The sequence below is a fragment of the Pseudomonas sp. S04 genome (assembly GCF_009834545.1).
Taxonomy (GTDB): Bacteria; Pseudomonadota; Gammaproteobacteria; order Pseudomonadales; family Pseudomonadaceae; genus Aquipseudomonas.
In genome coordinates this window covers 2,099,286-2,121,878 of the sequence record NZ_CP019427.1, presented here as the reverse complement: position 1 = coordinate 2,121,878, position 22,593 = coordinate 2,099,286, and the positions used below count along the sequence as shown (strand labels likewise).

At 58.0% G+C, this 22,593-nt stretch carries 21 protein-coding genes and 1 tRNA gene; 3 read left to right on the top strand and 19 right to left on the bottom strand.

Translation table 11 applies throughout. The features are described from left to right. Positions 1–327: 327 nt before the first annotated feature. The 10 genes from PspS04_RS09545 to thrS form a co-directional block, all read right to left on the bottom strand. Positions 328–4,623, bottom strand: a complete 4,296-nt coding sequence (locus tag PspS04_RS09545; protein WP_159994802.1) for a DUF3883 domain-containing protein — start codon at positions 4,621–4,623, stop codon at positions 328–330. Positions 4,624–5,585: 962 nt separating this feature from the next. Further along, positions 5,586–5,662, bottom strand: a tRNA-Pro gene (locus PspS04_RS09540). An 89-nt stretch (positions 5,663–5,751) separates the two neighbouring features. Continuing rightward, positions 5,752–6,108, bottom strand: a complete 357-nt coding sequence (locus PspS04_RS09535; protein WP_027620568.1) for a MerR family transcriptional regulator — start codon at positions 6,106–6,108, stop codon at positions 5,752–5,754. Then, positions 6,089–6,391 carry an integration host factor subunit alpha gene (gene ihfA / locus PspS04_RS09530; RefSeq protein ID WP_002553164.1) on the bottom strand — a complete coding sequence of 101 codons (303 nt, stop codon included), beginning with the start codon at positions 6,389–6,391 and terminating at the stop codon, positions 6,089–6,091. The genes PspS04_RS09535 and ihfA overlap by 20 nt, the downstream gene beginning before the upstream one ends. 3 nt (positions 6,392–6,394) lie before the next feature. Beyond that, positions 6,395–8,773 (bottom strand): phenylalanine--tRNA ligase subunit beta, encoded by a 2,379-nt coding sequence (gene pheT, locus PspS04_RS09525; protein ID WP_159994800.1) that lies wholly within the window; start codon positions 8,771–8,773, stop codon positions 6,395–6,397. 26 nt (positions 8,774–8,799) lie between these two features. Further along, positions 8,800–9,816 (bottom strand): phenylalanine--tRNA ligase subunit alpha, encoded by a 1,017-nt coding sequence (gene pheS / locus PspS04_RS09520; RefSeq protein ID WP_095169243.1) that lies wholly within the window; start codon positions 9,814–9,816, stop codon positions 8,800–8,802. 109 nt (positions 9,817–9,925) lie between these two features. Then, positions 9,926–10,282, bottom strand: coding sequence for a 50S ribosomal protein L20 (gene rplT / locus PspS04_RS09515; RefSeq protein ID WP_003174975.1), 357 nt, complete (start codon positions 10,280–10,282; stop codon positions 9,926–9,928). Positions 10,283–10,310: 28 nt separating this feature from the next. Beyond that, positions 10,311–10,505, bottom strand: a complete 195-nt coding sequence (rpmI, locus tag PspS04_RS09510) for a 50S ribosomal protein L35 (protein ID WP_002553160.1) — start codon at positions 10,503–10,505, stop codon at positions 10,311–10,313. A gap of 60 nt (positions 10,506–10,565) precedes the next feature. Beyond that, positions 10,566–11,117 (bottom strand): translation initiation factor IF-3, encoded by a 552-nt coding sequence (gene infC, locus PspS04_RS09505; RefSeq protein WP_172435341.1) that lies wholly within the window; start codon positions 11,115–11,117, stop codon positions 10,566–10,568. Continuing rightward, on the bottom strand, positions 11,117–13,039 hold the full coding sequence (thrS, locus tag PspS04_RS09500) for a threonine--tRNA ligase (protein WP_095169244.1): 1,923 nt from the start codon (positions 13,037–13,039) through the stop codon (positions 11,117–11,119). The genes infC and thrS overlap by 1 nt, the downstream gene beginning before the upstream one ends. A 385-nt stretch (positions 13,040–13,424) precedes the next feature. On the opposite strand from thrS, the gene PspS04_RS09495 reads away from it, so the two are divergent. Then, positions 13,425–13,721: a hypothetical protein gene (locus tag PspS04_RS09495; RefSeq protein ID WP_159994798.1), complete on the top strand. Its 297-nt coding sequence runs from the start codon at positions 13,425–13,427 to the stop codon at positions 13,719–13,721. Between the two features lie 296 nt (positions 13,722–14,017). Continuing rightward, positions 14,018–14,230: a cold-shock protein gene (locus PspS04_RS09490; RefSeq protein ID WP_003179963.1), complete on the top strand. Its 213-nt coding sequence runs from the start codon at positions 14,018–14,020 to the stop codon at positions 14,228–14,230. A gap of 73 nt (positions 14,231–14,303) precedes the next feature. On the opposite strand, the gene PspS04_RS09485 is transcribed toward PspS04_RS09490, so the two are convergent. Continuing rightward, positions 14,304–14,618, bottom strand: coding sequence for an I78 family peptidase inhibitor (locus PspS04_RS09485; protein ID WP_095169246.1), 315 nt, complete (start codon positions 14,616–14,618; stop codon positions 14,304–14,306). Positions 14,619–14,788: 170 nt separating this feature from the next. Next, complete coding sequence (locus PspS04_RS09480; protein ID WP_095169247.1) at positions 14,789–15,094, bottom strand: hypothetical protein; 306 nt, start codon at positions 15,092–15,094, stop codon at positions 14,789–14,791. 132 nt (positions 15,095–15,226) lie between these two features. Here PspS04_RS09480 and PspS04_RS09475 point away from each other — a divergent pair, with 132 nt between their 5' ends. Beyond that, the gene (locus PspS04_RS09475) at positions 15,227–15,439 is read left to right on the top strand and encodes a hypothetical protein (RefSeq protein ID WP_095169248.1); all 213 of its coding nucleotides are present in this window, start codon (positions 15,227–15,229) and stop codon (positions 15,437–15,439) included. A gap of 32 nt (positions 15,440–15,471) precedes the next feature. Here PspS04_RS09475 and PspS04_RS09470 read toward each other — a convergent pair whose 3' ends face one another. Genes PspS04_RS09470 through PspS04_RS09440 form a run of 7 tightly spaced genes read right to left on the bottom strand, consistent with a single transcriptional unit; the run spans position 15,472 to position 22,442 of the window. Continuing rightward, positions 15,472–16,500 carry a nucleoside hydrolase gene (locus tag PspS04_RS09470; protein WP_159994796.1) on the bottom strand — a complete coding sequence of 343 codons (1,029 nt, stop codon included), beginning with the start codon at positions 16,498–16,500 and terminating at the stop codon, positions 15,472–15,474. 36 nt (positions 16,501–16,536) lie between these two features. Then, positions 16,537–16,941, bottom strand: coding sequence for a D-ribose pyranase (gene rbsD / locus PspS04_RS09465; protein ID WP_095169250.1), 405 nt, complete (start codon positions 16,939–16,941; stop codon positions 16,537–16,539). Continuing rightward, positions 16,938–17,855, bottom strand: coding sequence for a ribokinase (rbsK, locus tag PspS04_RS09460; RefSeq protein WP_159994794.1), 918 nt, complete (start codon positions 17,853–17,855; stop codon positions 16,938–16,940). Before rbsK ends, rbsD begins: the two co-directional genes overlap by 4 nt. A 23-nt stretch (positions 17,856–17,878) precedes the next feature. Then, the gene (locus tag PspS04_RS09455; protein WP_095169252.1) at positions 17,879–18,898 is read right to left on the bottom strand and encodes a LacI family DNA-binding transcriptional regulator; all 1,020 of its coding nucleotides are present in this window, start codon (positions 18,896–18,898) and stop codon (positions 17,879–17,881) included. 2 nt (positions 18,899–18,900) lie between these two features. Then, a complete protein-coding gene (locus PspS04_RS09450) occupies positions 18,901–19,878 on the bottom strand; it encodes an ABC transporter permease (RefSeq protein ID WP_095169253.1) in 978 nt (325 codons plus the stop codon). Next, a complete protein-coding gene (locus PspS04_RS09445; protein ID WP_159994792.1) occupies positions 19,875–21,428 on the bottom strand; it encodes a sugar ABC transporter ATP-binding protein in 1,554 nt (517 codons plus the stop codon). Before PspS04_RS09445 ends, PspS04_RS09450 begins: the two co-directional genes overlap by 4 nt. Positions 21,429–21,485: 57 nt before the next feature. After that, a complete protein-coding gene (locus tag PspS04_RS09440; protein WP_095169255.1) occupies positions 21,486–22,442 on the bottom strand; it encodes a sugar ABC transporter substrate-binding protein in 957 nt (318 codons plus the stop codon). Positions 22,443–22,593 lie beyond the last annotated feature (151 nt).

The following is a 22,593-nucleotide window of genomic DNA, read 5'->3' as shown; positions in this document are numbered from 1 at the left end:
CGCATCCTCATAATAGGCAATGCTGCATAGCAAGCTGCATACAGGTGATTGGAGCCAGTCAGCATGAAGATCGCCTGAGTCAGATGGACGGCTAGAATGTAGATCAGCCAGGATGAAATGTCAGCTTTAGCTGCAATGAATCTCAGCCCTCAGCACTACACATCAGAATTACCAACCTAAGAGATCGTAAAGGTGGGATATCTGGAGCGTAGCCTTCGTATTTTTGTAATTTTTCCGAAATCTCGCCAGTCACTCTTATCAGAGACCACAACCGGAGTTCAGTAGCGGCGTAAGGGCAAGAATTCAGCGAGTCATGATGCGATTGCCCTAGAACGACTCAACCAACTTCTCGATATTGGCGCGCAAACTGCCGAGCTCAAGCGTAATCTGTCGCGCCCCAAGCATGCGCGATGGGTTGGTGAAGCACTTTGCCACGGGTTCCTTAGCGGCGACGCGATAAACGCGCCACAACTCATAACGCTCCCGCTCACGCAGTGCCTTTTCAAACTCTCTGCGAGGCCAGTCAAATCTGCCATCCACACCTGTAGTCGATTTCACTTCAATCCACCGCGGCTCCCCGTTGATGTCAATGGAGCGGATGTCATGGTCGGCACCCGGATCGTCTTGCGATGTCCATACGACGTACAGCTCAGGTTTCGCATAGCCCATATCTCGTACTTTCTGAAGCTCCATGCGATAGACCAGTTCCTCACCACGTTGCCCCACGCGACTAGCCCGTTCATTCTCCGCAGCCGTGGGCGGTAGCCAGACATTCGTGGTTCCACCGCCACCACCTCCCCCTCCTCCGCGTAGTTCGATTTCTACTCCTTGGGTCGGCGCGACCGTTAGTAAGACATCTTCGAGATTCGGCAAAGCGAAAGTAGGTGCCGCAGGTGGAAGCGCAGGCGGAGCGTTAATTATGCGCGGCGTAGCTGTATCAACGGGCTGGACCGCGTCGCTGCTAGTCGAACCAGAGGTGTTGAGATTGTCGAAGACCTGACGCAATGCAAGCTCCTCAAAATCCTCATCACTTTCGTCATCGTCATCGTCTTCGAGCTCGTTGGCCTCCTCATCATCCGCGATCGATCGGAAGCTATTGGAAAGCCCCATCTGCTCTAGATACTCTCTTAACTCCTCAAGCGTTCCACAAAGAAGAAGCGGAAGAAATGCGTTGGCGATGCTGCGCATCGTCGCCACGCTGGTAGCGCCAGCGATTTCTGCAAGCGCTTCAGCAAGCAATAGTTGAAATCTACTTTTGGTCTTTGGCGGAATGACACAGACCTGCCCAGCACTGACCGCTACCTGAGCAGGAACGACAACGCTCGTCCCAGCCACGCTGTAGCGACGCTCCATACTCGAAAAAAAAGCAATGTCACGAATACTGAGGAGGTCCCTTTTGATCATGGAAAGTGACGCTGGCTGGAAACCTGAATGACCATGCCGATTTCGATAGGCAACTTCAAACAGTGCGCGCGCAAGAAGCGGTCTATGCAGAATGGCGATGACGCGCTCGGCCTGTTTAGGCTTGAACCAAAGTGGTGGTCGACACGAAGAACCGAGTACAGCCTCACTTGTACCAGCGATTGCTGACAGTGGACGAATGCCGAGACCTGCAAAAAATGAGCGCACGTGTTCGGTTCTGTCAACGACTCCGGTGGCACTGTCGGCATTTCGAAGTGCTTGTTCGAGTGCTGGAAAATCTGGTTCGAGGAGTTTTCCAGAACGCAGCTCACCAAGAGTGAAGAGTCGCGCTCGATCGTCGATCAAGCAGCGAACGTCCTCAAGCCCTGAGGGTAAGCCAAAGCTCCTACGTAGGCGGTAAGCCTCTAGTAGGATGGCCCGTCTATCCGATGTTAAGTGGGTGTCAGTTGCCCATGCGGCTGCCACATTTCGGAAGAAGCGCGACCAATGCGCATCATTAGGCTGACTCGCAGCGCCAAGCGCAAAATATGCATCTCCGACTGCGTCGGAATGTTTGTAGAGAGGGAACACCTCGCCTAGCGGGGTTGCCGTCCTGGAACCAACTAGGATTTCGGAGGGCGGGTAGAAGCCGTCGTGAACCCAACAAATCCGCATATTAAGAAATTCAGATTTGTTGCGCCGCTCGCGCTTAATGGCCTCCACAAGCGCCGGATATATCAAATCAGGCCGATTAGGAGCCCGTCCCTCTTGCATACGGCGATTGAGAATATCGACCAAAATCTCCGAACTTGGTGCGACTGAGAGTTTCAGCTTACGATACAGCAGATCATGACTCCCCCCGACAATTCGGTGGTCGTCATCGATGCATAAACGATTGGCCCTCGTGTCGAGGTGAAGCATGCAAGGAGCCGTAGGCTGCCCTGATCGCGACATCAGACAGGGGATTACCTGCAGTTCATCTACGACCGCAGGAATGAGCAAATTGAAATTTTCGGTAAGCAGCTTTTCAAATCGTTCAGCTATCTCAGGACGCTCGGCAACCAATCGAGCGTAACGGACGAGATCCGAGCCACTTAGCGAACTACGAATCCGCAAGCGCGCGATCAATCCTGACGCCTTAACCATCTCCTTCGATGGGGCATCTATCGCCGCATCGAGCTGCGTTGCCAAGGGCTTTTTGAGGTACACCATGGTGGACGGCGCTACCCACTGACCACGCTGATTCTTGACAATAGGATTGTTGCGTAATGCTGATAGAACGAGACGGCTAATCGGCTTCTCGCTGGTCAGTAACTTCCGGTAGAGCGTTTCTCGCTCCCGGTCATCGCCTACTGCGGAGGCGGAGCGGCCAGCGGCGTCAATCAGCCATTGCTCTTCGTCGAATGTACGGCAGTGACTTGAAATTGATTTGCATTGAATGAGTTCTGGATGGAGCCGGTTGGCCACAGGTTCCGGGCAATCAATCCAAAGATCTGGGCTTACGATCATCAGTCGAACAGCGGGTAAGAGTTCACCAACAGCATTCAAAGTCGAAGCAGTATTACCCAAGTCGGCTTTATTCAGCTTACTCAATCGTCGCGGATAAGCCGACAACGCCAAAGCTTGGCGTTTCTGCATGTCTATGCCGGTCATGGCACCAAGATAGTTCGTGAAGGAGTAATTCGCGTCGTTGCCAATTTTGGTCTCAAGACCCTTTAAATCATCACCTGCACATCGCAGCCTTACTAACGAAGAAATTGTGAATTGCTTGGCACCGCATTCTACCGCCAAGCTGGACAACGCCTCGTCGCCCGAAAGCTTAGGGACCAGATAGCGATTAGCACTGAGAAAACCTTGCAGCTCGGGATCCGTAGGAAGCACGATCTCAGTCGCGCGGGCGAAGTGAGGATTGGATGCATCCCCTGTAGGCCAGCAAGCGTCCGTCGCAAGGCGCTGAGCTATTTCATTTGAAAAGCGCGTCGAGCTGGGGTTGCCGTTGCTAACGAGTGCCTTGAATGCGTCCGCGCCATATCTGTCGAACCAATCAGTTTTGAGAAGATCAAGTGTCAGCTCGACGGCTTGGTCGATAAGCCAGTCGTTCCAGACGTGGTCGTTTATCCCGCTTCGATCCGTGTTGAGTTCGAATGGAGCACTGATACTGACGGCACAACCAGTGACGGACGAGGGTGCTTTCAATGGATAATAGAAGTGACCAAACTGCCGGAGATCGATTCGCCGGCGAATGATCGGGACCGACACCGCGATACGTAACTTTCCGCCAGGTTGTCTGTAATATGCCGGAAAAGATCGTCCTGAAAACCTTTCAGGAATTTCGACCGTCCGCAAAAACTCCTCCTCCTGGAACTGGATTCGCTTGCCATCTTGATCGACGAGCGCACCTGCCCTCTTCGTCATAGTGACGCGCGCAGCAAAGGAGCGCTCGCGTTTGGCGTCTTGTTTCCAATAAAGCACGCGACCAGTGCGGACCGATCGAATAATGACCTCACGCAGTCCGCTTTTTTTTCCAGCAAGTGCTAGTTTGACTAGCGTGTCCGGCATGCCTGCAGCCATCATATCGAGGGCATGCGCCTCTCTTTCGACGCTAAACGCCTCCAGCAGCTCTGTCGACTTAAGCCTATAAGGCACGTGAACGCGAACACCCCTCCGCCGGGACGACACCGGGTCTCGTTCACGGCCTGTTTCTTGTGTTTGAAGATCAAGCAATGCGACCTGCCCGCCTGATCGTACGTGTATTTGATCGCCAAAACGAAACAACGAACGTAATCCGAAATTCTTGGAGCCGATACCATTTGCTTTCGGCGCCACGACCTCTTCTTGCCGGCTGCCCAGCACATTGCCCGTACCGACAATCACAGAGAGCCGCTCCCACCCATTGCGCTCTATATTTCGTCCGGTACCGACCACCTCAAGCGAATGGCCTCCGAAGTTTAGCGTCAGTGAAGCTCCGCCGCCGTCATATTCGTTTTGGACAAGCTCGCGCAGGACGTCACTTGCATCATGTCCTGCAACAAACTGCTCAATGAAACTCGAGCCAATCCTGGTTCGCCGGCTCCCGCTGAAATCAGGTGGTACGTATTCGGCTTCTGCTGAGGGTAGAAGGATGGGTGCCTTTCCTTGGTTACGCGCAGGTCGGTTAGCCGTCTTGGCATCAGTCGTAATTTCCGACGCCTCTGACTCATCGACTGCCAATAAATCCTTCAAACGTAGCACCTCGCGTTAGGTGGATCGCAGTCTTGGAGTTCACAACTCTTCGCTGGCGTGTAGTGGTTTATCGAACCTAGATTAGGTTGCCCTATAAGTTCCAGCATCCATTCGATCCTACGAAAGGACATCGTATCGAGCACTTCAAGGAGCAAATGGGAAAAACCTCCTAACTGATCCAGTAGGTGGTGCTTAAGCGTTAGCTCATAAAGCCGAACGGGGACATGTACACGCAAGCTGCCATCTATTGCGCACGCGTATTGGCTATGGATCGTCAATCGTCGTACCTGACTATCCTCGAATAGAACAATGACACTTTGCCATCATGGTAGCGCCGGTTTGTCTTCTTTATTGCCCTAGACCGATCTTTTTTATCGGTGAGATAAATTCACAGGCATCGCTGAGTAAGCTCGACACGCTTCAGACTCACACCGACCGCACTTAGGATATCCACTCATCTCCATATCGTCTTCCGAACGACCAAAGATTTGCCATAGACGGGTTGCTCGCCCGTATAAGGAGGCGTACTGAATACCAGCCACTGCCATACTTGAGTCCGTCAGAAATCGCCATTCGCGATCACTCGCACACTCGGCGCGAATGAGGGAGGAAAATGGGGCATAACTCGTTTTTTGAGCTAAAACCACCTTGCTGAAGCCCAGTCAAAACGTTCTTTGGAGAGAGCGACCTTAACTGTATTTACAGGCTTCCGGCTTACCACGCTTTGCGGCGCGACTCAGCATCAACCGCAACCGATCTGCAAATCGGCAACCCTTTAACAAACCTACTCGCGCCTTCTGACTCTTGCACTGATACGAGCTGCCCGGGGAAACGAGAGTCGAACGCCTCTCAAGTGGCATATCTACCGAGATCCAAGATATCCGTGGGAGTAAATGTGGGAGTATTTTTCGAGACATGAAAAAGCCCAACCTTTTCAGATTGGGCTAAGTCATTGAAAAATATGGTCGGGACGGAGTGATTCGAACACTCGACCCCTAGCACCCCATGCTAGTGCGCTACCGGACTGCGCTACGCCCCGACTAGGCGTGTTACCTGTTGCTGTTCTCGACGAACGCTCAAGAATATAACGCAAGCTCTTGAAAACTGGAAGTATTTAAAAGCAGAATTTTATTTCTTGAGGACCACCAGTACATCTTCGAGCTCGGAGATCATCTGGCGGATCATCTGTTTGTACTGGGTGGTGTCGTCTTTGGCTTCATCGCCGGACAAACGCAAGCGTGCGCCGCCGATGGTGAACCCCTGGTCATAAAGCAACGCACGGATCTGCCGGATCATCAGCACGTCTTGGCGCTGATAATACCGGCGGTTTCCGCGGCGTTTGACGGGGTTGAGTTGAGGAAACTCCTGCTCCCAATAGCGCAGTACGTGCGGTTTTACCGCACATAACTCGCTGACTTCACCAATGGTGAAGTAGCGTTTGCCTGGGATGACGGGAAGCTCGTCGTTATGACTTGGTTCCAGCATAAGCCTCAACTCGGGCCTTCAACTTCTGCCCTGGACGAAAGGTGACCACACGGCGAGCCGTGATCGGGATTTCTTCTCCCGTTTTCGGATTGCGGCCAGGCCGCTGGCGTTTGTCCCGAAGGTCGAAGTTGCCGAAACCGGACAACTTCACCTGTTCGTTGTCTTCAAGAGCGTGCCTGATTTCTTCAAAAAACAGTTCGACCAATTCCTTGGCCTCCCGTTTGTTCAGGCCCAGCTCTTCATACAGACGTTCCGCCATTTCAGCTTTCGTCAGAGCCCCCATACGTCACTTCCTTAACGTGGCGTTCAACCTTTGTTCGAGCGAGGTGAGGATGTTTTGCGTCGTGGTATTCACCTCATCGTCATTAAGAGTGCGCGATGGATGCTGCCAGGTCAAGCCAACTGCAAGGCTTTTTCTATGAGGATCAATGCCTTTACCCTGATAAACGTCAAAGAGCCTGAGGTCTGTCAGCCATTCGCCTGCATTTTCACGGATTACATCCATGACGGCACTGGCGGCAACGCCTGCGTCGGCCAGCAACGCGAGGTCACGGCGTACTTCAGGAAAGCGCGATAACTCGTGGAATTTAGGCATTTTGCCCAAGGCCACTTCGCCCAATACCAGCTCGAAGACGAACACCGGACGGTCGAGACCGAGGGTTTTCGACAGTTCGGGGTGCAGCGCGCCGATGAAACCGACTTCGCGACCTTCACGCTCGATGCGCGCGGTCTGACCCGGGTGCAATGCCGGGTGGCTGCCCGGGGAGAAGGTGAACGAGTCCAGCGCACCGGCGAAGCCCAGCACTGCTTCCACGTCTGCCTTGACGTCGAAGAAATCCACCACGTCGCGGCCCTGTGCCCAGCCTTCCGGCAGACGGCTACCGCAGACTACACCGGCGAGCATCGGCTCTTGCTTCAGGCCTTCCAGCTGACCGACAAAACGCAGGCCGCTTTCGAACAGGCGTACGCGATCCTGCTGACGGTTCAGGTTGTGCTGCAGGGCTTTGACCAGACCAGGCCACAAAGACGAGCGCATGGCTGCCATGTCGTTGGAGATCGGGTTGGCCAGCAGCAGCGGTTCAACGCCCGGATTGAACAGTTCAAACTGTTTCGGATCGATGAAGCTGTAGGTGATCGCTTCCTGGTAACCACGGGCAACCAGCAGACGACGCAACTCAGGCAGGTCGCTACGAGCTTCGGCCTTGGCTTGTGGTGCCAGGCGCGCTTGCGGGTAACGGACCGGCAGGCGGTTGTAGCCGTACAGGCGGGCCAGCTCTTCGATCAGGTCGACTTCCAGGCTGATATCGAAGCGATGGCTTGGCACTTCAACGCGCCACTGCCCTGCCCCGTCCGCCGCGATAGTCAGGCCCAGGGCGCTGAGCAGCCGCTCGACTTCGACCGGATCCATTTCCATGCCGAGCATCTGGGTGATGCGCTGGGCACGCAGGGTGATCGGCGCGATTGACGGCAGGTACTGCGCGTTGACGGTCTCGATGATCGGGCCGGCATCGCCGCCGGTGATGTCCAGCAGCAGGCCAGTGGCGCGCTCCATGGCTTCACGGGCCAGTTGCCAGTCCACGCCGCGCTCGTAGCGGTGCGAGGCATCGGTGTGCAGGCCGTAGGAACGGGCCTTGCCAGCAACCGCGATTTGGTCGAAGAACGCGCTTTCCAGGAAAATGTCCCGCGTCGTGGCGGATACGCCACTGTGCTCGCCACCCATCACACCGGCGATTGCCAGGGCACGGGTATGGTCGGCGATGACCAGGGTGTCGGCGCGCAGGCTGACTTCCTGACCGTCGAGCAGGACCAGTTTTTCGCCTTCTTCAGCCATGCGCACGCGGATGCCGCCGTTGATTTCGGCAAGATCGAAGGCATGCAGCGGTTGGCCGAGCTCGAGCATCACGTAGTTGGTGATGTCGACGGCGGCATCGATGCTGCGCACATCGGCGCGGCGCAGACGCTCGACCATCCACAGCGGCGTTGGCTTGGACAGGTCGACGTTACGGATTACCCGGCCCAGGTAACGCGGGCAGGCGGCGGGTGCCAGCACTTCTACCGAGCGCACTTCGTCGTGCACGGCAGGCACGGCAGCCACCACTGGACGGGTTACCGCAGCGGCGTACAGCGCGCCCACTTCACGGGCCAGGCCAGCCAGGGACAGGCAGTCGCCGCGGTTCGGGGTCAGGTCGACCTCGATGCTGGCGTCTTCCAGGCCCAGGTAAACCCGGAAGTCTTCGCCTACCGGCGCATCGGCCGGCAGTTCCATCAGGCCGTCATTGCCCTCGCCCACCTGCAGTTCGGCTTGCGAGCACAACATGCCGTTGGACTCGACGCCACGCAGCTTGGCTTTCTTGATCTTGAAGTCACCTGGCAGTTCGGCACCGATCATGGCGAACGGAATCTTCAGGCCCGGGCGCACGTTCGGCGCTCCGCACACGACCTGGAAGGTTTCGGCACCGTTGCTGACCTGGCACACGCGCAGCTTGTCAGCGTCCGGGTGTTGCTCGGTGCTCAGCACCTCGCCCACTACGACGCCATTAAACACACCGGCGGCCGGGGTAACGCTATCGACCTCAAGACCGGCCATCGACAGACGAGCAACCAGCTCGTCGCGACTTACCTGCGGGCTTACCCAGCCGCGCAGCCATTGTTCACTGAATTTCATCCTGCTCTCCTAAAAATTCGTTACGACTAGCGAAATTGCGCAAGGAACCGCAAGTCGTTGTCGAAGAACAGACGCAAGTCGTTCACGCCGTAACGCAGCATGGCCAGACGCTCCACGCCCATGCCGAAGGCAAAGCCTGAGAACTCTTCCGGATCAATGCCGGACATGCGCAGCACGTTCGGGTGCACCATGCCGCAGCCCATCACTTCCAGCCAGCCGGTCTGCTTGCAGACGCGGCAGCCTTTACCGCTGCACATCACGCATTCCATGTCGACTTCAGCGGATGGCTCGGTGAACGGGAAGTACGAAGGACGGAAACGCACGGCCAGTTCTTTTTCGAAGAACACCCGCAGGAACTCTTCGATGGTGCCTTTGAGGTCGGCGAAGTTGATATCGCGATCGACCAGCAGGCCTTCGACCTGGTGGAACATCGGCGAGTGGGTGATATCCGAGTCGCTACGGTACACACGGCCTGGGCAGACGATGCGGATCGGCGGCTGTTTCGACTCCATGGTGCGGACCTGTACCGGCGAGGTATGGGTGCGCAACAGCATGTTGGCGTTGAAATAGAAGGTGTCGTGCATCGACCGGGCCGGGTGGTGGCCTGGGATGTTGAGCGCCTCGAAGTTGTGATAGTCGTCTTCGACCTCAGGGCCTTCGGCAATGCCGTAGCCAATATGGGTGAAGAACTGTTCGATACGTTCCAGAGTCCGGGTAACCGGATGCAGACCGCCTGAGGTCTGGCCGCGGCCAGGCAGGGTCACGTCAATGGACTCGGCGGACAGTTTGGCAGCCAGGTCGGCGGCTTCAAACAGCACCTTGCGCGCATTGAGAACCTCTGTGACACGCTCCTTGGCAACGTTGATCAGGGCGCCGACTTGCGGACGCTCTTCTGCCGGCAAATTCCCCAGGGTCTTCATCACCTGAGTCAACTCGCCCTTCTTGCCAAGGTAGTGAACCCGGATTTGCTCCAGGGCATTGATATCTTCAGCGCTTTGCACAGCCTCTAGTGCTTGAGAGACGAGCGCATCCAGGTTTTCCATGTACAGACTCCAGATACAAAATAGGGGAAGAGCTTGAAGGCTCTTCCCCTATTTATGACGTTTACCACCTTGGGCTACAGGAGTAACCCAGGGTGACTGTCGGGGGTACTTAAGCCAAGGTGGCTTTAGCTTTCTCGACAATCGCAGCAAACACCGCTTTTTCGTTCACGGCCAGTTCAGCCAGAACCTTACGGTCGATTTCGATGGACGCTTTTTTCAGGCCAGCGATGAAACGGCTGTAGGACAGACCGTTAACACGAGCACCAGCATTGATACGAGCGATCCACAGAGCGCGGAACTGACGTTTTTTCTGACGACGGTCACGGTAGGCGTATTGGCCAGCCTTGATTACCGCTTGCTTGGCAACACGGAATACGCGTGAACGCGCGCCGTAGTAGCCTTTAGCAAGTTTCAGAATTTTTTTGTGACGCTTACGGGCAATGACGCCACGCTTTACACGAGCCATGAGTTACTTCCTCTATTCTTGACTAAAATTAACGAAGGCGCAGCATGCGCTCGACTTTTGCCACGTCAGACGGATGCAGCAAGCTGCTACCGCGCAGTTGACGCTTACGCTTGGTCGACATTTTAGTCAGGATGTGGCTCTTGAAAGCGTGCTTGTGCTTGATACCGTTAGCAGTTTTCAGAAACCGCTTAGCAGCACCACTTTTCGTTTTCATTTTTGGCATGTTCGGATACTCCGCATTCAGTTGATAAACATAATCAGAAGGCCTGCCGTGCCCTGATGATTACTTCTTCTTTTTCGGGGCGATGACCATGATCAGTTGGCGTCCTTCCATCTTAGGATGCTGTTCGACCGAACCGTACTCGAGCAAGTCACCTTCAACTCGCTTGAGGAGTTCCATCCCCAGCTCCTGGTGGGCCATCTCACGGCCGCGGAATCGCAAGGATACCTTGGCCCTGTCCCCATCACTCAGGAAACGTACCAGGTTGCGCAGTTTTACCTGGTAATCCCCTTCCTCCGTCCCTGGACGAAACTTGATTTCTTTAACCTGGATCTGCTTCTGGTTTTTCTTGGCCGCAGCAATCTGCTTCTTCTTTTCGAAGATCGACTTGCCGTAGTCCATCAGCTTGCAGACAGGAGGTACTGCATCGGCGGAAATTTCCACCAAATCGAGCTTGGCTTCTTCAGCCTTAAGAAGCGCGTCTTCAATTGACACAATCCCAAGCTGCTCGCCCTCAGCCCCAATTAACCGAACCTCGCGTGCCGAGATATTCTCGTTGATCGGGGCTTTCGGTGCAGCTCGTTTATCTTGTCTCATTTCACGCTTAATAATAATTACTCCGAATCTGGGCGACCACGCCGGGAAACCGCTTGCGCGAGAAACTCAGCGAACTGGGCGACGGGCATCGAGCCCAGGTCAGCACCTTCACGAGTACGCACAGCGACAGTCTGCATCTCGACTTCCCGATCTCCGATAACCAAGAGATAGGGAACCTTGAGCAAAGTATGCTCGCGGATTTTAAAGCCGATCTTTTCATTTCTCAAGTCGGACTTGGCACGAAAACCGCTTTGATTGAGAGTTTTTTCAACTTCAGCGGCAAAATCTGCCTGTTTATCAGTGATATTCATGATCACTGCCTGGGTCGGAGCCAGCCACGCAGGGAACGCGCCCTCGTAATGCTCGATCAGAATCCCGACAAATCGCTCGAAGGAACCCAGGATCGCCCGGTGCAACATGACCGGGTGCTTGCGACTGTTGTCTTCGGAGACGTATTCGGCTCCCAGACGGATCGGCAGGTTAAAATCGAGCTGCAAGGTACCACATTGCCAGACGCGACCGAGGCAATCTTTTAGCGAGAACTCGATTTTCGGACCGTAGAACGCACCCTCACCCGGCTGCAGATCGTACGCAAGGCCCGCGCTGTCTAGCGCTGCGGCCAGTGCCGACTCGGCGCGATCCCACAGCTCGTCGGAACCGACGCGTTTTTCCGGACGAGTGGACAGCTTCATTTCGACTTCGGTGAAGCCGAAATCGCGATAAACGTCCATGGTCAGCTTGATGAACGCAGCGGACTCGGCCTGCATCTGCTCTTCGGTGCAGAAGATATGGGCGTCGTCCTGAGTGAAGCCGCGCACCCGCATGATGCCGTGCAGCGCACCCGATGGCTCGTTCCGGTGGCAGGCACCGAACTCGGCCAGGCGCATCGGCAACTCGCGGTAGCTCTTCAGGCCCTGGTTGAACACCTGCACGTGGCATGGGCAGTTCATTGGCTTGATGGCGTAGTCGCGGTTTTCCGACTGGGTGGTGAACATGTTGTCGGCGTAGTTGGCCCAGTGCCCGGATTTCTCCCACAAGCTACGGTCAACGACCTGCGGAGTCTTGATCTCCAGGTAGCCGTTGTCGCGCTGCACCTGGCGCATGTACTGCTCGAGCACCTGGTACAGGGTCCAGCCGTTCGGGTGCCAGAACACCATACCCGGTGCTTCTTCCTGGAGATGGAACAGGTTCAAGCGCTTGCCGATCTTGCGGTGGTCGCGCTTCTCGGCTTCTTCGATGCGCTGGATGTAGGCTGCCAGTTGCTTCTTGTCAGCCCAGGCAGTGCCGTAGACGCGCTGCAACTGCTCGTTCTTGGCATCACCGCGCCAGTAGGCGCCGGACAGCTTGGTCAGCTTGAAGGACTTCAGGAAGCGGGTGTTCGGCACGTGCGGGCCGCGGCACATGTCGACATATTCTTCGTGATAGTACAGGCCCATGGCCTGCTCGTTCGGCATGTCCTCGACCAGGCGCAGCTTGTAGTCTTCGCCACGCTGGGTGAACACGTCGATCACACCGGCACGCGGGGTGACTTTCTTGATTACGTCGTAATCTTTCTCGATCAGCTGGTGCATACGCTGTTCGATGGCCGCCAGGTCGTCCGGGGTGAAAGGACGCTCGTAGGCGATATCGTAATAGAAGCCTTCGTCGATGACCGGACCGATCACCATTTTCGCCGTCGGGTACAGCTGCTTGACCGCGTGGCCAATCAGGTGCGCGCAAGAGTGGCGAATAATCTCCAGCCCCTCTTCATCTTTGGGCGTGATGATTTGCAGGGTGGCGTCGCTGTCGATGACATCACAGGCGTCGACCAGCTTGCCGTTGACCTTGCCGGCCAGGGTGGCCTTGGCCAGGCCAGCACCAATGGATGCCGCGACTTCAGCTACGGATACCGGATGATCGAACGAACGTTGACTGCCGTCGGGAAGAGTAATAGTGGGCATGGCGCCTCCTCTCCTAGTGGTGACCCCTACCAAAGGTCACGTGGGTTGGGATGAGCAGCCAGTACGCGATTCAGTCCAGGCCATCCAATGATGAACGCCTGCCTTACAGCGGCAGGAGCCTTGCGGCCAACCGGGAACCGAACCAGAGTGACTGGAGATCAAATCAGGGTTCTTCGGGTATCAACCGCGCCTGGCGAATACATCGTCCAGGGCCTGAAAATTCCCAAGCGTGGGATGCTAGCACAGATGAACGGTCATCGCCGCGCGCTTGTTGCGTTGCCGCGGATTTGCGCGGATTTGCCGCCACAAGTGAACTTGAGATGTACGACCCCCCTCAAATGCCCTGAGAATCGCGACACCTTACTGACCCACAGGAGTTCCCGTCATGCGCCTTAACCGTCTTTTTGCCCTTGCCGCGCCATTGGCCATGCTGCTTCCGCTTAGCGCCCAAGCAGCCTGGCCTGCAGGCGCGCGTGATGCCTTCATGAAGGATTGCACCCCGGCTGCCGCCCAAACCATCGGCGAGGCAAACGCGAAGAAACACTGCGCCTGCGGTGCCGACGAGTTGAACAAGAAGTTCACCACCCAGGAAATCACTCAACTGATGAGCAAGCAGACCCCGCCTTCACCTGAACTGGTGAAAAAGGCGCAAGTCGCAATTGCCGCCTGCAAGGCCCAGTAAACAGCGTTTCGAGGGGGTGTTTTTACCCCGAAAAGTGGCCTGAAACGGCGAAAAAACTGCCAGAACCAACAATTTATGCAGGTTTTACAGCTTTTTTTATCGCTTTTATTTTTGGCTGAAACCCTTGTAAACCGGGGCTTTCAGGCAATTTCAGCGAGAAAGAAAGCACAACGGCAGAGCAAACCGTGCTGCTGGGGGGGGTCCAAGTCGAACATTTCGACTATGATACCCCGGTGTGCCCAGTTGGCCTGAGCAGCACAGTACTACTGAAAATATATGTTTCTTGGAGATACACCATGTCTAATCGCCAAACCGGCACCGTTAAATGGTTCAACGATGAAAAAGGCTTCGGCTTCATCACTCCTCAAGGTGGCGGTGACGACCTGTTCGTACACTTCAAAGCTATCGAAAGCGACGGTTTCAAAAGCCTGAAAGAAGGCCAAACCGTTTCCTTCGTGGCTGAGAAAGGCCAAAAGGGTATGCAAGCTGCACAAGTTCGCCCAGAGTAATTTCCCGGCGCACTAAAAAAACCCCGTCCATGTGACGGGGTTTTTTATGGGCGTTATTCCAGCCGCTGCGCTGTCAGCCGCAATTGACCCGGGTAATTACCAGGCCAGCATCGGTGTTCAGGTTCAAGCGATCGGAACGGTATTCCAGGGTGATCATGTCGTTTGGCCGCAGGATCCGCGCGCTCTGTGAGCCGGAACGGGTGCGAGCCTCTTCGAGCAATTGTGGCGAAGCTTTCTTGCCGATGGTGAATTCGGCGGCTTTGGCCTCACAGCGACCGCTGCCCGCCCCTGCCACTACGGGGTCTTTTGCCGACTCGGTGGTGCTGCTGCAACCGGCCAACATGACCGCGGCCAGCACAGTACCCAATGACGCGAGCTTCCAAGGCATGAAGCCTCCTTACAATAATTAAGCTGAATTCGTGCGACAACCGACCACCATTGAGACGTTTGGTTCATGGTTGCGGCCATCACCTTGCCCTCAAACGCGTCGAGCGCGCAAGTTTGCCCGAGCCATCGCGCGCTGTTCAGCGCACAATCGTCACTGAATATGAACAGGTCTCAATAGACGTCGATGTAGTCGTAGGGCGGATTGGGCCAGTTCTCCTTCAGCGCGTTGAAGATCTGCATGACCCACACTTCATCGCTGGCGGCGATTCGTCCGACGTAACCCGAGCCCTTGGCCCAGGTCTCCAGGCGAAACAGCAGGCCGTCGATCTCGCTGCCGCCGACAACGCCCGAGGAAATGTAGGCGATACCGCCCTTGGTCACCCGCAATTGGGTGTGCTCATCGTCGCTGGCAGCCGCGAGCAACTGGCGTACCGCCTCCAGGCTCAAGCCGCCCGGGGTGTTCAAATCAATCTGCACAGCAGGGTCCTTGGACAGTGATCAAAGACCAAGTGTCGCATAGCCCTCCTTTGATGCCTAAGTCGGAGTGCCAAATGCGCGGCAAAATGGTTAACTCCTCTCTCAGACTTTTCCGACTTCACGAGCGCCATCATGACCACCGTAAGTATCGACGCCGACATCAAAGCCAAATGGCCACAGGGTCATAGCTCCTATAGCCCTGGCAGTCCGGAAGAGCTTGCAATCATCAGTATCGATCTACTGGTCAAGGAACTGGGGGCCGACGCGGCCCACACCTTCATCGCCCAGATTTTCGAGAAGTACCCTTCCGAGCACAAGGGCAGTAGCGCCTTGGAGCGCGAGTAACCCCCGCAGGCTGGCACCCACGGGGACAAGCCTTATTTCAGGCGCGCCAGGCGCTCGGTCAGCAGGTCGAAGAAGCCCTGGGCATCGCCGCTTTCCACCCAGAAGGCATTTTTTGGCGCCTTGAGGCCGTCATACCAGTCGACGATGGTCTGGCCGAAGGTCGGGCCTTCGCGGCTGTCGACCACGACATTCACGGCGCGCCCACTGAACAGCTCAGGCTTGAGCAGGTAGGCGATCACGGTAGCGTCATGCACCGGGCCGCCTGTCATGCCGTAATGCTCCATGTCGCCCTTGACGTATTCATTGAGAATATCGCCCACCAGCTTGCTGGCCTTATTGTTCAGCGCGGCAATCTGCCGCAGGCGCGCCTCGCTGGTGAGGATCTTGTGGGTCACGTCCAGCGGCAGGTAGGTCAGCTTCACGCCGCTCTTTTGCACCACCTCGGCCGCCTGCGGGTCGGCGAACAGGTTGAACTCGGCCACCGGGGTGATGTTGCCGCCATTGAAGTGGGCACCCCCCATCACCACCACTTCCTTGATGCCCTGCGTGATGTCCGGAGCCTGGATCAGTGCCAGTGCCAGGTTGGTCTGCGGCCCCAGCATGGCGATGGTAATGCTGTGGGGCTTGGCGGCACGCAGGGTGTCGATCAGGTAGTTGACCGCATGGCCTTCGGTCAGCCCGGCCTTGGGCTCATGCACCGCCACCCCCGACAAGCCTTCCTTGCCATGAATGTCCTCGGCATAGATCGGCGTGCGCAGCAGCGGCTTCGGCGCGCCGGCATACACCGGCACCTCTTCGCGCCCTGCCCACTCCCGGGCCAGCCGCGCGTTGCGCGAGGTCTTGTCCAGGCGCACGTTACCGGCAACGGTGGTCAGGGCGCGAATGTTCAGCTCCTCGGGCGATGCCAGGGCAAACAGCAGCGCCACCACATCGTCGGCACCCGGGTCGGTGTCGATGATCAGGTCAATCCGGGGTGCCGCGTGAGAAGCTATAGCGGTAAGCAGGGACAAAAGCAGCAGGCTCCTGAGCACATGATGAATCTGTTGAGCATAGCGGTGCATGGCGCACTCCTTGTGCGTGAATGAAACGGATCAGGTTCAGAACGTCACCCCGGCCACCAGCACGATGTTGCTGTACGGCTGGCATTCGCCGGTGCGCACAATCGCCCGTGCCCGGCGGCTGAGTTGCTTGAATTCTTCGTGACTGAGCAAGCGCCGCTCGCCGATCGCTCCCTCGGCCGTCAACGCCTCGAGCACCGGCAGTGCCAGCGGCTGCTTGAGCAGGATTTCTTCGGCCAGCACGTGGCTTTCGACCTGCATCTCGCTGAGCACCACCTTCAAGGTGCTGACAAAATCAGGAATGCCCTGGGTCAGGGCCAGGTCGATCAATTCGACACCGGGCGGCACCGGCAGACCGGCATCGCCGATCACCAGCATGTCGCCATGTCCCAGCGAGGCGATCAGCCGCGACAGGGCGACGTTGAGCAGTGGGGTCTTTTTCATGGCGCGACAAATCCTTGAACGTCGGACAGGCGAGGAATCGAAGGTTGCGCGCCGGCACGGGTCACCGACAGCGCAGCCGCCACCTGACCAAAACCAATGGCCTCGGCTTCGCTTTTGCCGCTGGCCAATGCCGCGGCAAAACCACCAACAAACGTGTCGCCAGCTGCCGTGGTGTCGAGCGCCTTTACCCGCGGTGCCGGGAAGTGCTGAAAACCCTGGCCATTGGCAAACAACGAACCCTCGGCGCCGAGGGTGATGATGACCTTGCCGGCCCCCATGGCGATCAACTGGGTCGCCGCAGCCTTGGCCGTCTGCAGAGAATCCACGGGCAGCCCGCTAAGCGCCGCGGCTTCGCTCTCGTTGGGAATCAGGTAGTCGATGCTCGCGTACCACTCCGCCGGCAGCGCACCGCTGGCAGGTGCCGGATTGAGGATCACCGTCTTGCCCAGTTCACGACCACGGCGCAGCACGTGCCCCACCGTGTCATACGGCACTTCCAGCTGACAGATCAGCACATCGGCCGCCTGCAGGACCGCGTCAAACTGATCGACCACGGGCGGCGTCAACGCGCTATTGGCACCGGCTACTATCACGATTGCGTTCTGACTGAGGTCGTCGACCACAATCAGCGCCACGCCACTGCTACCCTCGACAGTGCTGAGCGCCTGGCAATCAATCTGCTCGGCCAGCAAAGCCTCGCTCAGCTCCCTGCCATAGGCATCGCTGCCAACACAGCCGACCATCGCCACCTGCGCGCCCAGGCGTGCCGCGGCCACCGCCTGGTTGGCGCCCTTGCCGCCCGAGACCGTGGCGAACGACTGCCCGATCAAGGTTTCGCCGCCACGGGGCAAGCGCGGCGCACGGGTCACCAGGTCCATGTTCAAACTACCTACAACCACTACTTTCGCTGGCATGTATCGATACTCATCAAGTCGCTTCAGCGCAAAGAGTCGAAGACGCCGGACAACGGCGCAGTCGACTCTCGCAGGACAATGCTGGGCGTCACGATCTGCTGATCGGTCGCCAATTGGGGGGCCGCGATCCGGCGCAACAGCACTTGCGCCGCCATTTCTCCCAGTTGCAGGATCGACTGGCCGACCGTGGTCAGCGCCGGGTAGACGTAGCGGCTCATTTGAATGTCGTCAAAACCGATCACCGACAGCTCGCTCGGCACCCGGATGTTGCGTTCAGCAGCCGCGCGCAGCACGCCGATGCCCATCATGTCGTTGCCGGCGAATATCGCCGTCGGGGGGTTGCTCGCCAGCAACGTAGCCGCCGCGTTGTAACCGCCGGTGCTGGTGAAGTCGCTTTCGAGCATGCGCTCGGTCGGCACCTGCACCCCCGCCTCTTTCAGCGCCCGGCAGAAACCGGCCAGGCGCATCTGGGCCACGCTGGTGTGCGCCGGACCGCCGATGCTGGCGATGTCACGATGGCCCAATTGCAGCAGGTGCTGGGTTGCCAGGTAGGCTCCGTACTCGTGATCGATGCGCACCAGGTCCGCATCCAGCCCTTCCAACCCGCGGTCGACAATTACCATCGGCGTACGCACGCCCGCCAGGCCCTGGGCCAGCCCGCTGTCACCACCGGCGGAGGCGACGATCAGGCCGTCGATGCGCTTTTCCAGAAGCACCCGCAGGTAGCTGCGCTGCTTGTCCGGGTTATCGTCGGAATTGCACAGAATCACGCAGTAGCCATTACGCTCGCAGTAGTCCTCGATGCCCCGGGCCAATTCCGCGAAGTACGGGTTGAGGCTGTTGGGCACCAACAGGCCGATGGTCGCGGTGGTCTTGGCCTTAAGCGAGCGAGCCACGGCGCTGGGCACGTAGTCCAGGCGCTGGATCGCCGCCTCGACTTTCAGCCTGACCTCCTCGCTCACCGGACGGGTCTTGTTCAGTACATGCGACACCGTGGTGTAGGAAATCCCCGCGAGCGCCGCTACATCCTTGATCGTTGCCATGCTTAGCTCCGGCGCCGGGCGCGTTGGCTGCGATAGGTGTCGAGCACCACCGCGATCACGATCACGGCACCGGTAATGATGCGCTTGGTCGGTTCAGTGGCGCCAATCTGCGCGAGCCCTGCTGCCAGTACGGAAATGATCAGCACGCCGAAGAAGGTACTGATCACCGAACCGCGCCCGCCCATCAGGCTGGTCCCGCCGATCACCACGGCCGCGATGACTTGCAGCTCCAGGCCGGAACCGGCATTCGGGTCAGCCGCCTCCAGGCGCGAGATCTGGAACAGCGCCGCGACTCCAGCCAGCAACCCCATCAGGCTGAACACCAGAATCTTGTACGGCTTGGGATTGATCCCCGCCAGGCGCACCGCCTCTTCGTTGGTGCCGATGCCAATCAGGTAGCGCCCAAACACGGTACGTGTCAGCACCGCCTGGGCGATGAAGATGATCAGCAGGGCGATGATGAACGACGGCGAGATACCAAAGGCTATTGGATTGGACAGCCAGGCGAAGGCATCGCCGATGTAGGCAGTACGCGAGCCGGTCATCTGGTAGGCCACGCCGCGGGCCATTTCCAGCACCCCCAGCGACACGATGAACGAGGGAATGCGCCAGGCCACGGTGATCGAGCCGGTAATGGTCCCGGCCAGTGCCGCAGCGGCCATGCCCAGCAGCGCTGCCGGCAGGACACTCCAGCCCCAGCCGAGGATCGCCACGCTGACCGTGGATGCCGCCAGGGCCAGCACCGAGCCCACCGACAGGTCGATCCCGCCGATGATCAGCACGAACGTCATGCCGACCGCCAACACCATCAAGTCGGGAATCTGGTTGGCCAGGGTGCTGAAGGTGTCGTACGACAGGAAATGACTGCTCAATGCCGAGAACAGCGCAATCATCGCCAGCAAGGCACCTGCCAGGCCCAGATAGGTACCCAGGCCGTAAAAGTTGCCACTACGTTTGCCAGCGGACACTGCAGTTTTCATGGAAGATCCCTAGGCGCTGCTTCGTTGAGCAACGCATCACGTTTTTGGTAGCCGGCAAAAGCGGCGGCAAGCAAATCATCCTGGCTCCAGCTGTCGCGCTCGAAGGTCTCGACCAGCCGCCCCGCCGACAACACGCCGATACGGTCACAAATCAGCATCAGTTCTCGCAGGTCGCTGGAAACCACCACCAGCGCCTTGCCTTGACGCGTCAGGTCGCCGAGCAAGGCGTAGATATCAAACTTGGCCCCGACGTCGATACCGCGAGTCGGCTCATCGAACATCAACACCGTACACTCGCGCTCGAGCCAGCGGCCGATCACCACCTTCTGCTGGTTACCGCCGGACAGCTCGCCCACCAGTTGGGTCGGGCTGGAACTGCGAATGCGCATGGCATCGATCTGCCGTTGCGCCAGCGCGGTCTCTGCGCCCGGGTTGACGATCCCGCCCCTGGAAATCTCCGGCATGTTGCCCAAGGCGATGTTGGCACTGATCGACTGCGTCAGCAGCAGGCCCTCGCCCTTGCGGTCCTCGGTGATCAGCGCGATCCCGTGGCCCACCGCATCGGCCGGCGAGCGGATGCTCACCACCTGCGCAGGAGAGCCCAGGGCCACCGTACCGCTGTCCGCCGCGTCGGCGCCGAAAATCAGGCGCAGCAGCTCGGTACGCCCGGCTCCGATCAAGCCGGAGATCCCGAAGATTTCCCCGGCGCGCACCGTGAAAGACACATCCAGCACCTTGTCCGCCCGACTCAAGCCATTGACGGTGAGCGCCGCGGCACCCATCTGCCGAGGCCCCAGGTCAATGTGCTCACCCAGCTCGCGACCGACCATCAGGTTGACCAGTTGCTCGCTGTTGTAGTTGGCCATCAGCTCGACGCAGACCAGTTGGCCGTCGCGCAACACCGCAATGCGCTGGGCCACCCGTGCCAGCTCTTCGAGCCGATGGGAGATATAAATGATCGCCACGCCCCGGGCTTGCAGGCGACTGATCTGTTCAAACAGCATCTCGACTTCACGGGCCGTCAGCATGGCTGTCGGCTCGTCGAGAATCAGCACATGGCAGTCGCCGATCAGGTTGCGGGCAATTTCGACCATTTGCTGATGACCAATGCCCAACTCCCCCACCAGCGTGTCCGGGTCGATTGCATCGAGGCCGACCTGCGCCATGGCCTCGATCGCCGCACTGCGCAGGCGCTTGCGACTGATCCAGCCGCCGTAGCTGGGCAGGTTGTCGAGAAACAGGTTTTCCGCCACCGACAAGGTCGGTAGCAGGTTGAGTTCCTGCATAACCATGCGGATCCCCAAGGCTTCGGCCTGGGCACGACTGCCCGGGCTATACTCCTGGCCCTGGAACTGCATATGCCCGGTAGTCGGGGTGACCAGGCCGCCGATAATCTTCGACAGCGTGCTTTTGCCGGCACCGTTCTCACCGGTCAGCGCCAGCACTTCGCCGCGCATCAGCGTCAGGTCAATGCCGGCCAACACCGGGTGCGCATACGTCTTGCCGATACCGCTGACCGCAAGGACCGCGCTCGAGGCACTCACTGACATAACAAACTCTCCATGCGCTCGCCCGCACGGGCGAGCGCCATTGTGATGCCAGACGGGTTATTGGGTGACCAGTTCAACCGGCGTTTCGATCACGCCTTGTGGGCCACTGTCGACCTTTTCGCCCTTGAGGATCTTCAGCGCGGTTTCGATGCCAAACACCGCCTGTTTCGCTGCGAACTGGTCGGCGGTGGCCAGGACACGACCGTCCTTGAGCATCGGTTTGATGGCATTGATGTTGTCATAACCCACCACTTGCACCTTGCCCGCCTTGCCGGCTGCTCGCACTGCGGAAACGGCGCCTACCGCCATGCTGTCGTTACCGGCCAGCAGGGCCTTGATCTGTGGGTATTCGCTGAGCATCGAGGAGGCAACCTGATTGCCCTTGTTGATCTCCCAATCACCGGATTGCAGAGACACCACCTTGATCTGCGCCGCCTCCATCGCATCCTTGAAGCCCGCGGTCCGTGCCTGGGCGTTGGTGGTGGTGGAAACCCCTTCGATGATGCCGACTTCGTCACCGGCCTTGAGTTGCTTGGCCAGGTATTCCCCAACCAGGCGTGCGCCCTTGCGGTTGTCCGGACCGACAAAAGGCACGCTGATGTTCTTGCTCTTGAGCACATCCGGGTCGAGCTGGTTATCAATGTTGATCACGGTGATACCGGCGTCGACGGCCTTCTTGATCACCGGCACCATCGCCTTGGAGTCGGCGGGCGCAATCACCAGCGCATTGACCTTGGAAACGATCATCTGCTCGACAATACGAATCTGGTTAGCGGTGTCGGTTTCGTCCTTGATTCCGTTGGAGACCAGATCAAAATCGCCAGGGTGTTGTTTCTGGTAGGCCTTGGCACCATCTTCCATGGTCAGGAAGAACTCGTTGGCCAGGGATTTCATGACCAGGGCGACCTTGGGTTTTTCAGGGGTGTCGGCGAAAGCCGAAGAGAGGGGCACAGCGGTGGCGGCGGCAGCCAGCATAGCGACAGCAAGAAGACGTCCAGCGAATGGCAGCTTCATGGGTTCACTCCGATCTTATGATTATTGTGAGCAACGCGTGCATCGCCCGCAGCACCACAGCCATTGCTGTTCTTCACAGGCACCGCTGCGCAAACGTTTGCGTAGACCGAACTATGCGAACCCTGCCGCTATTTGTCAACGACTGGCCAAG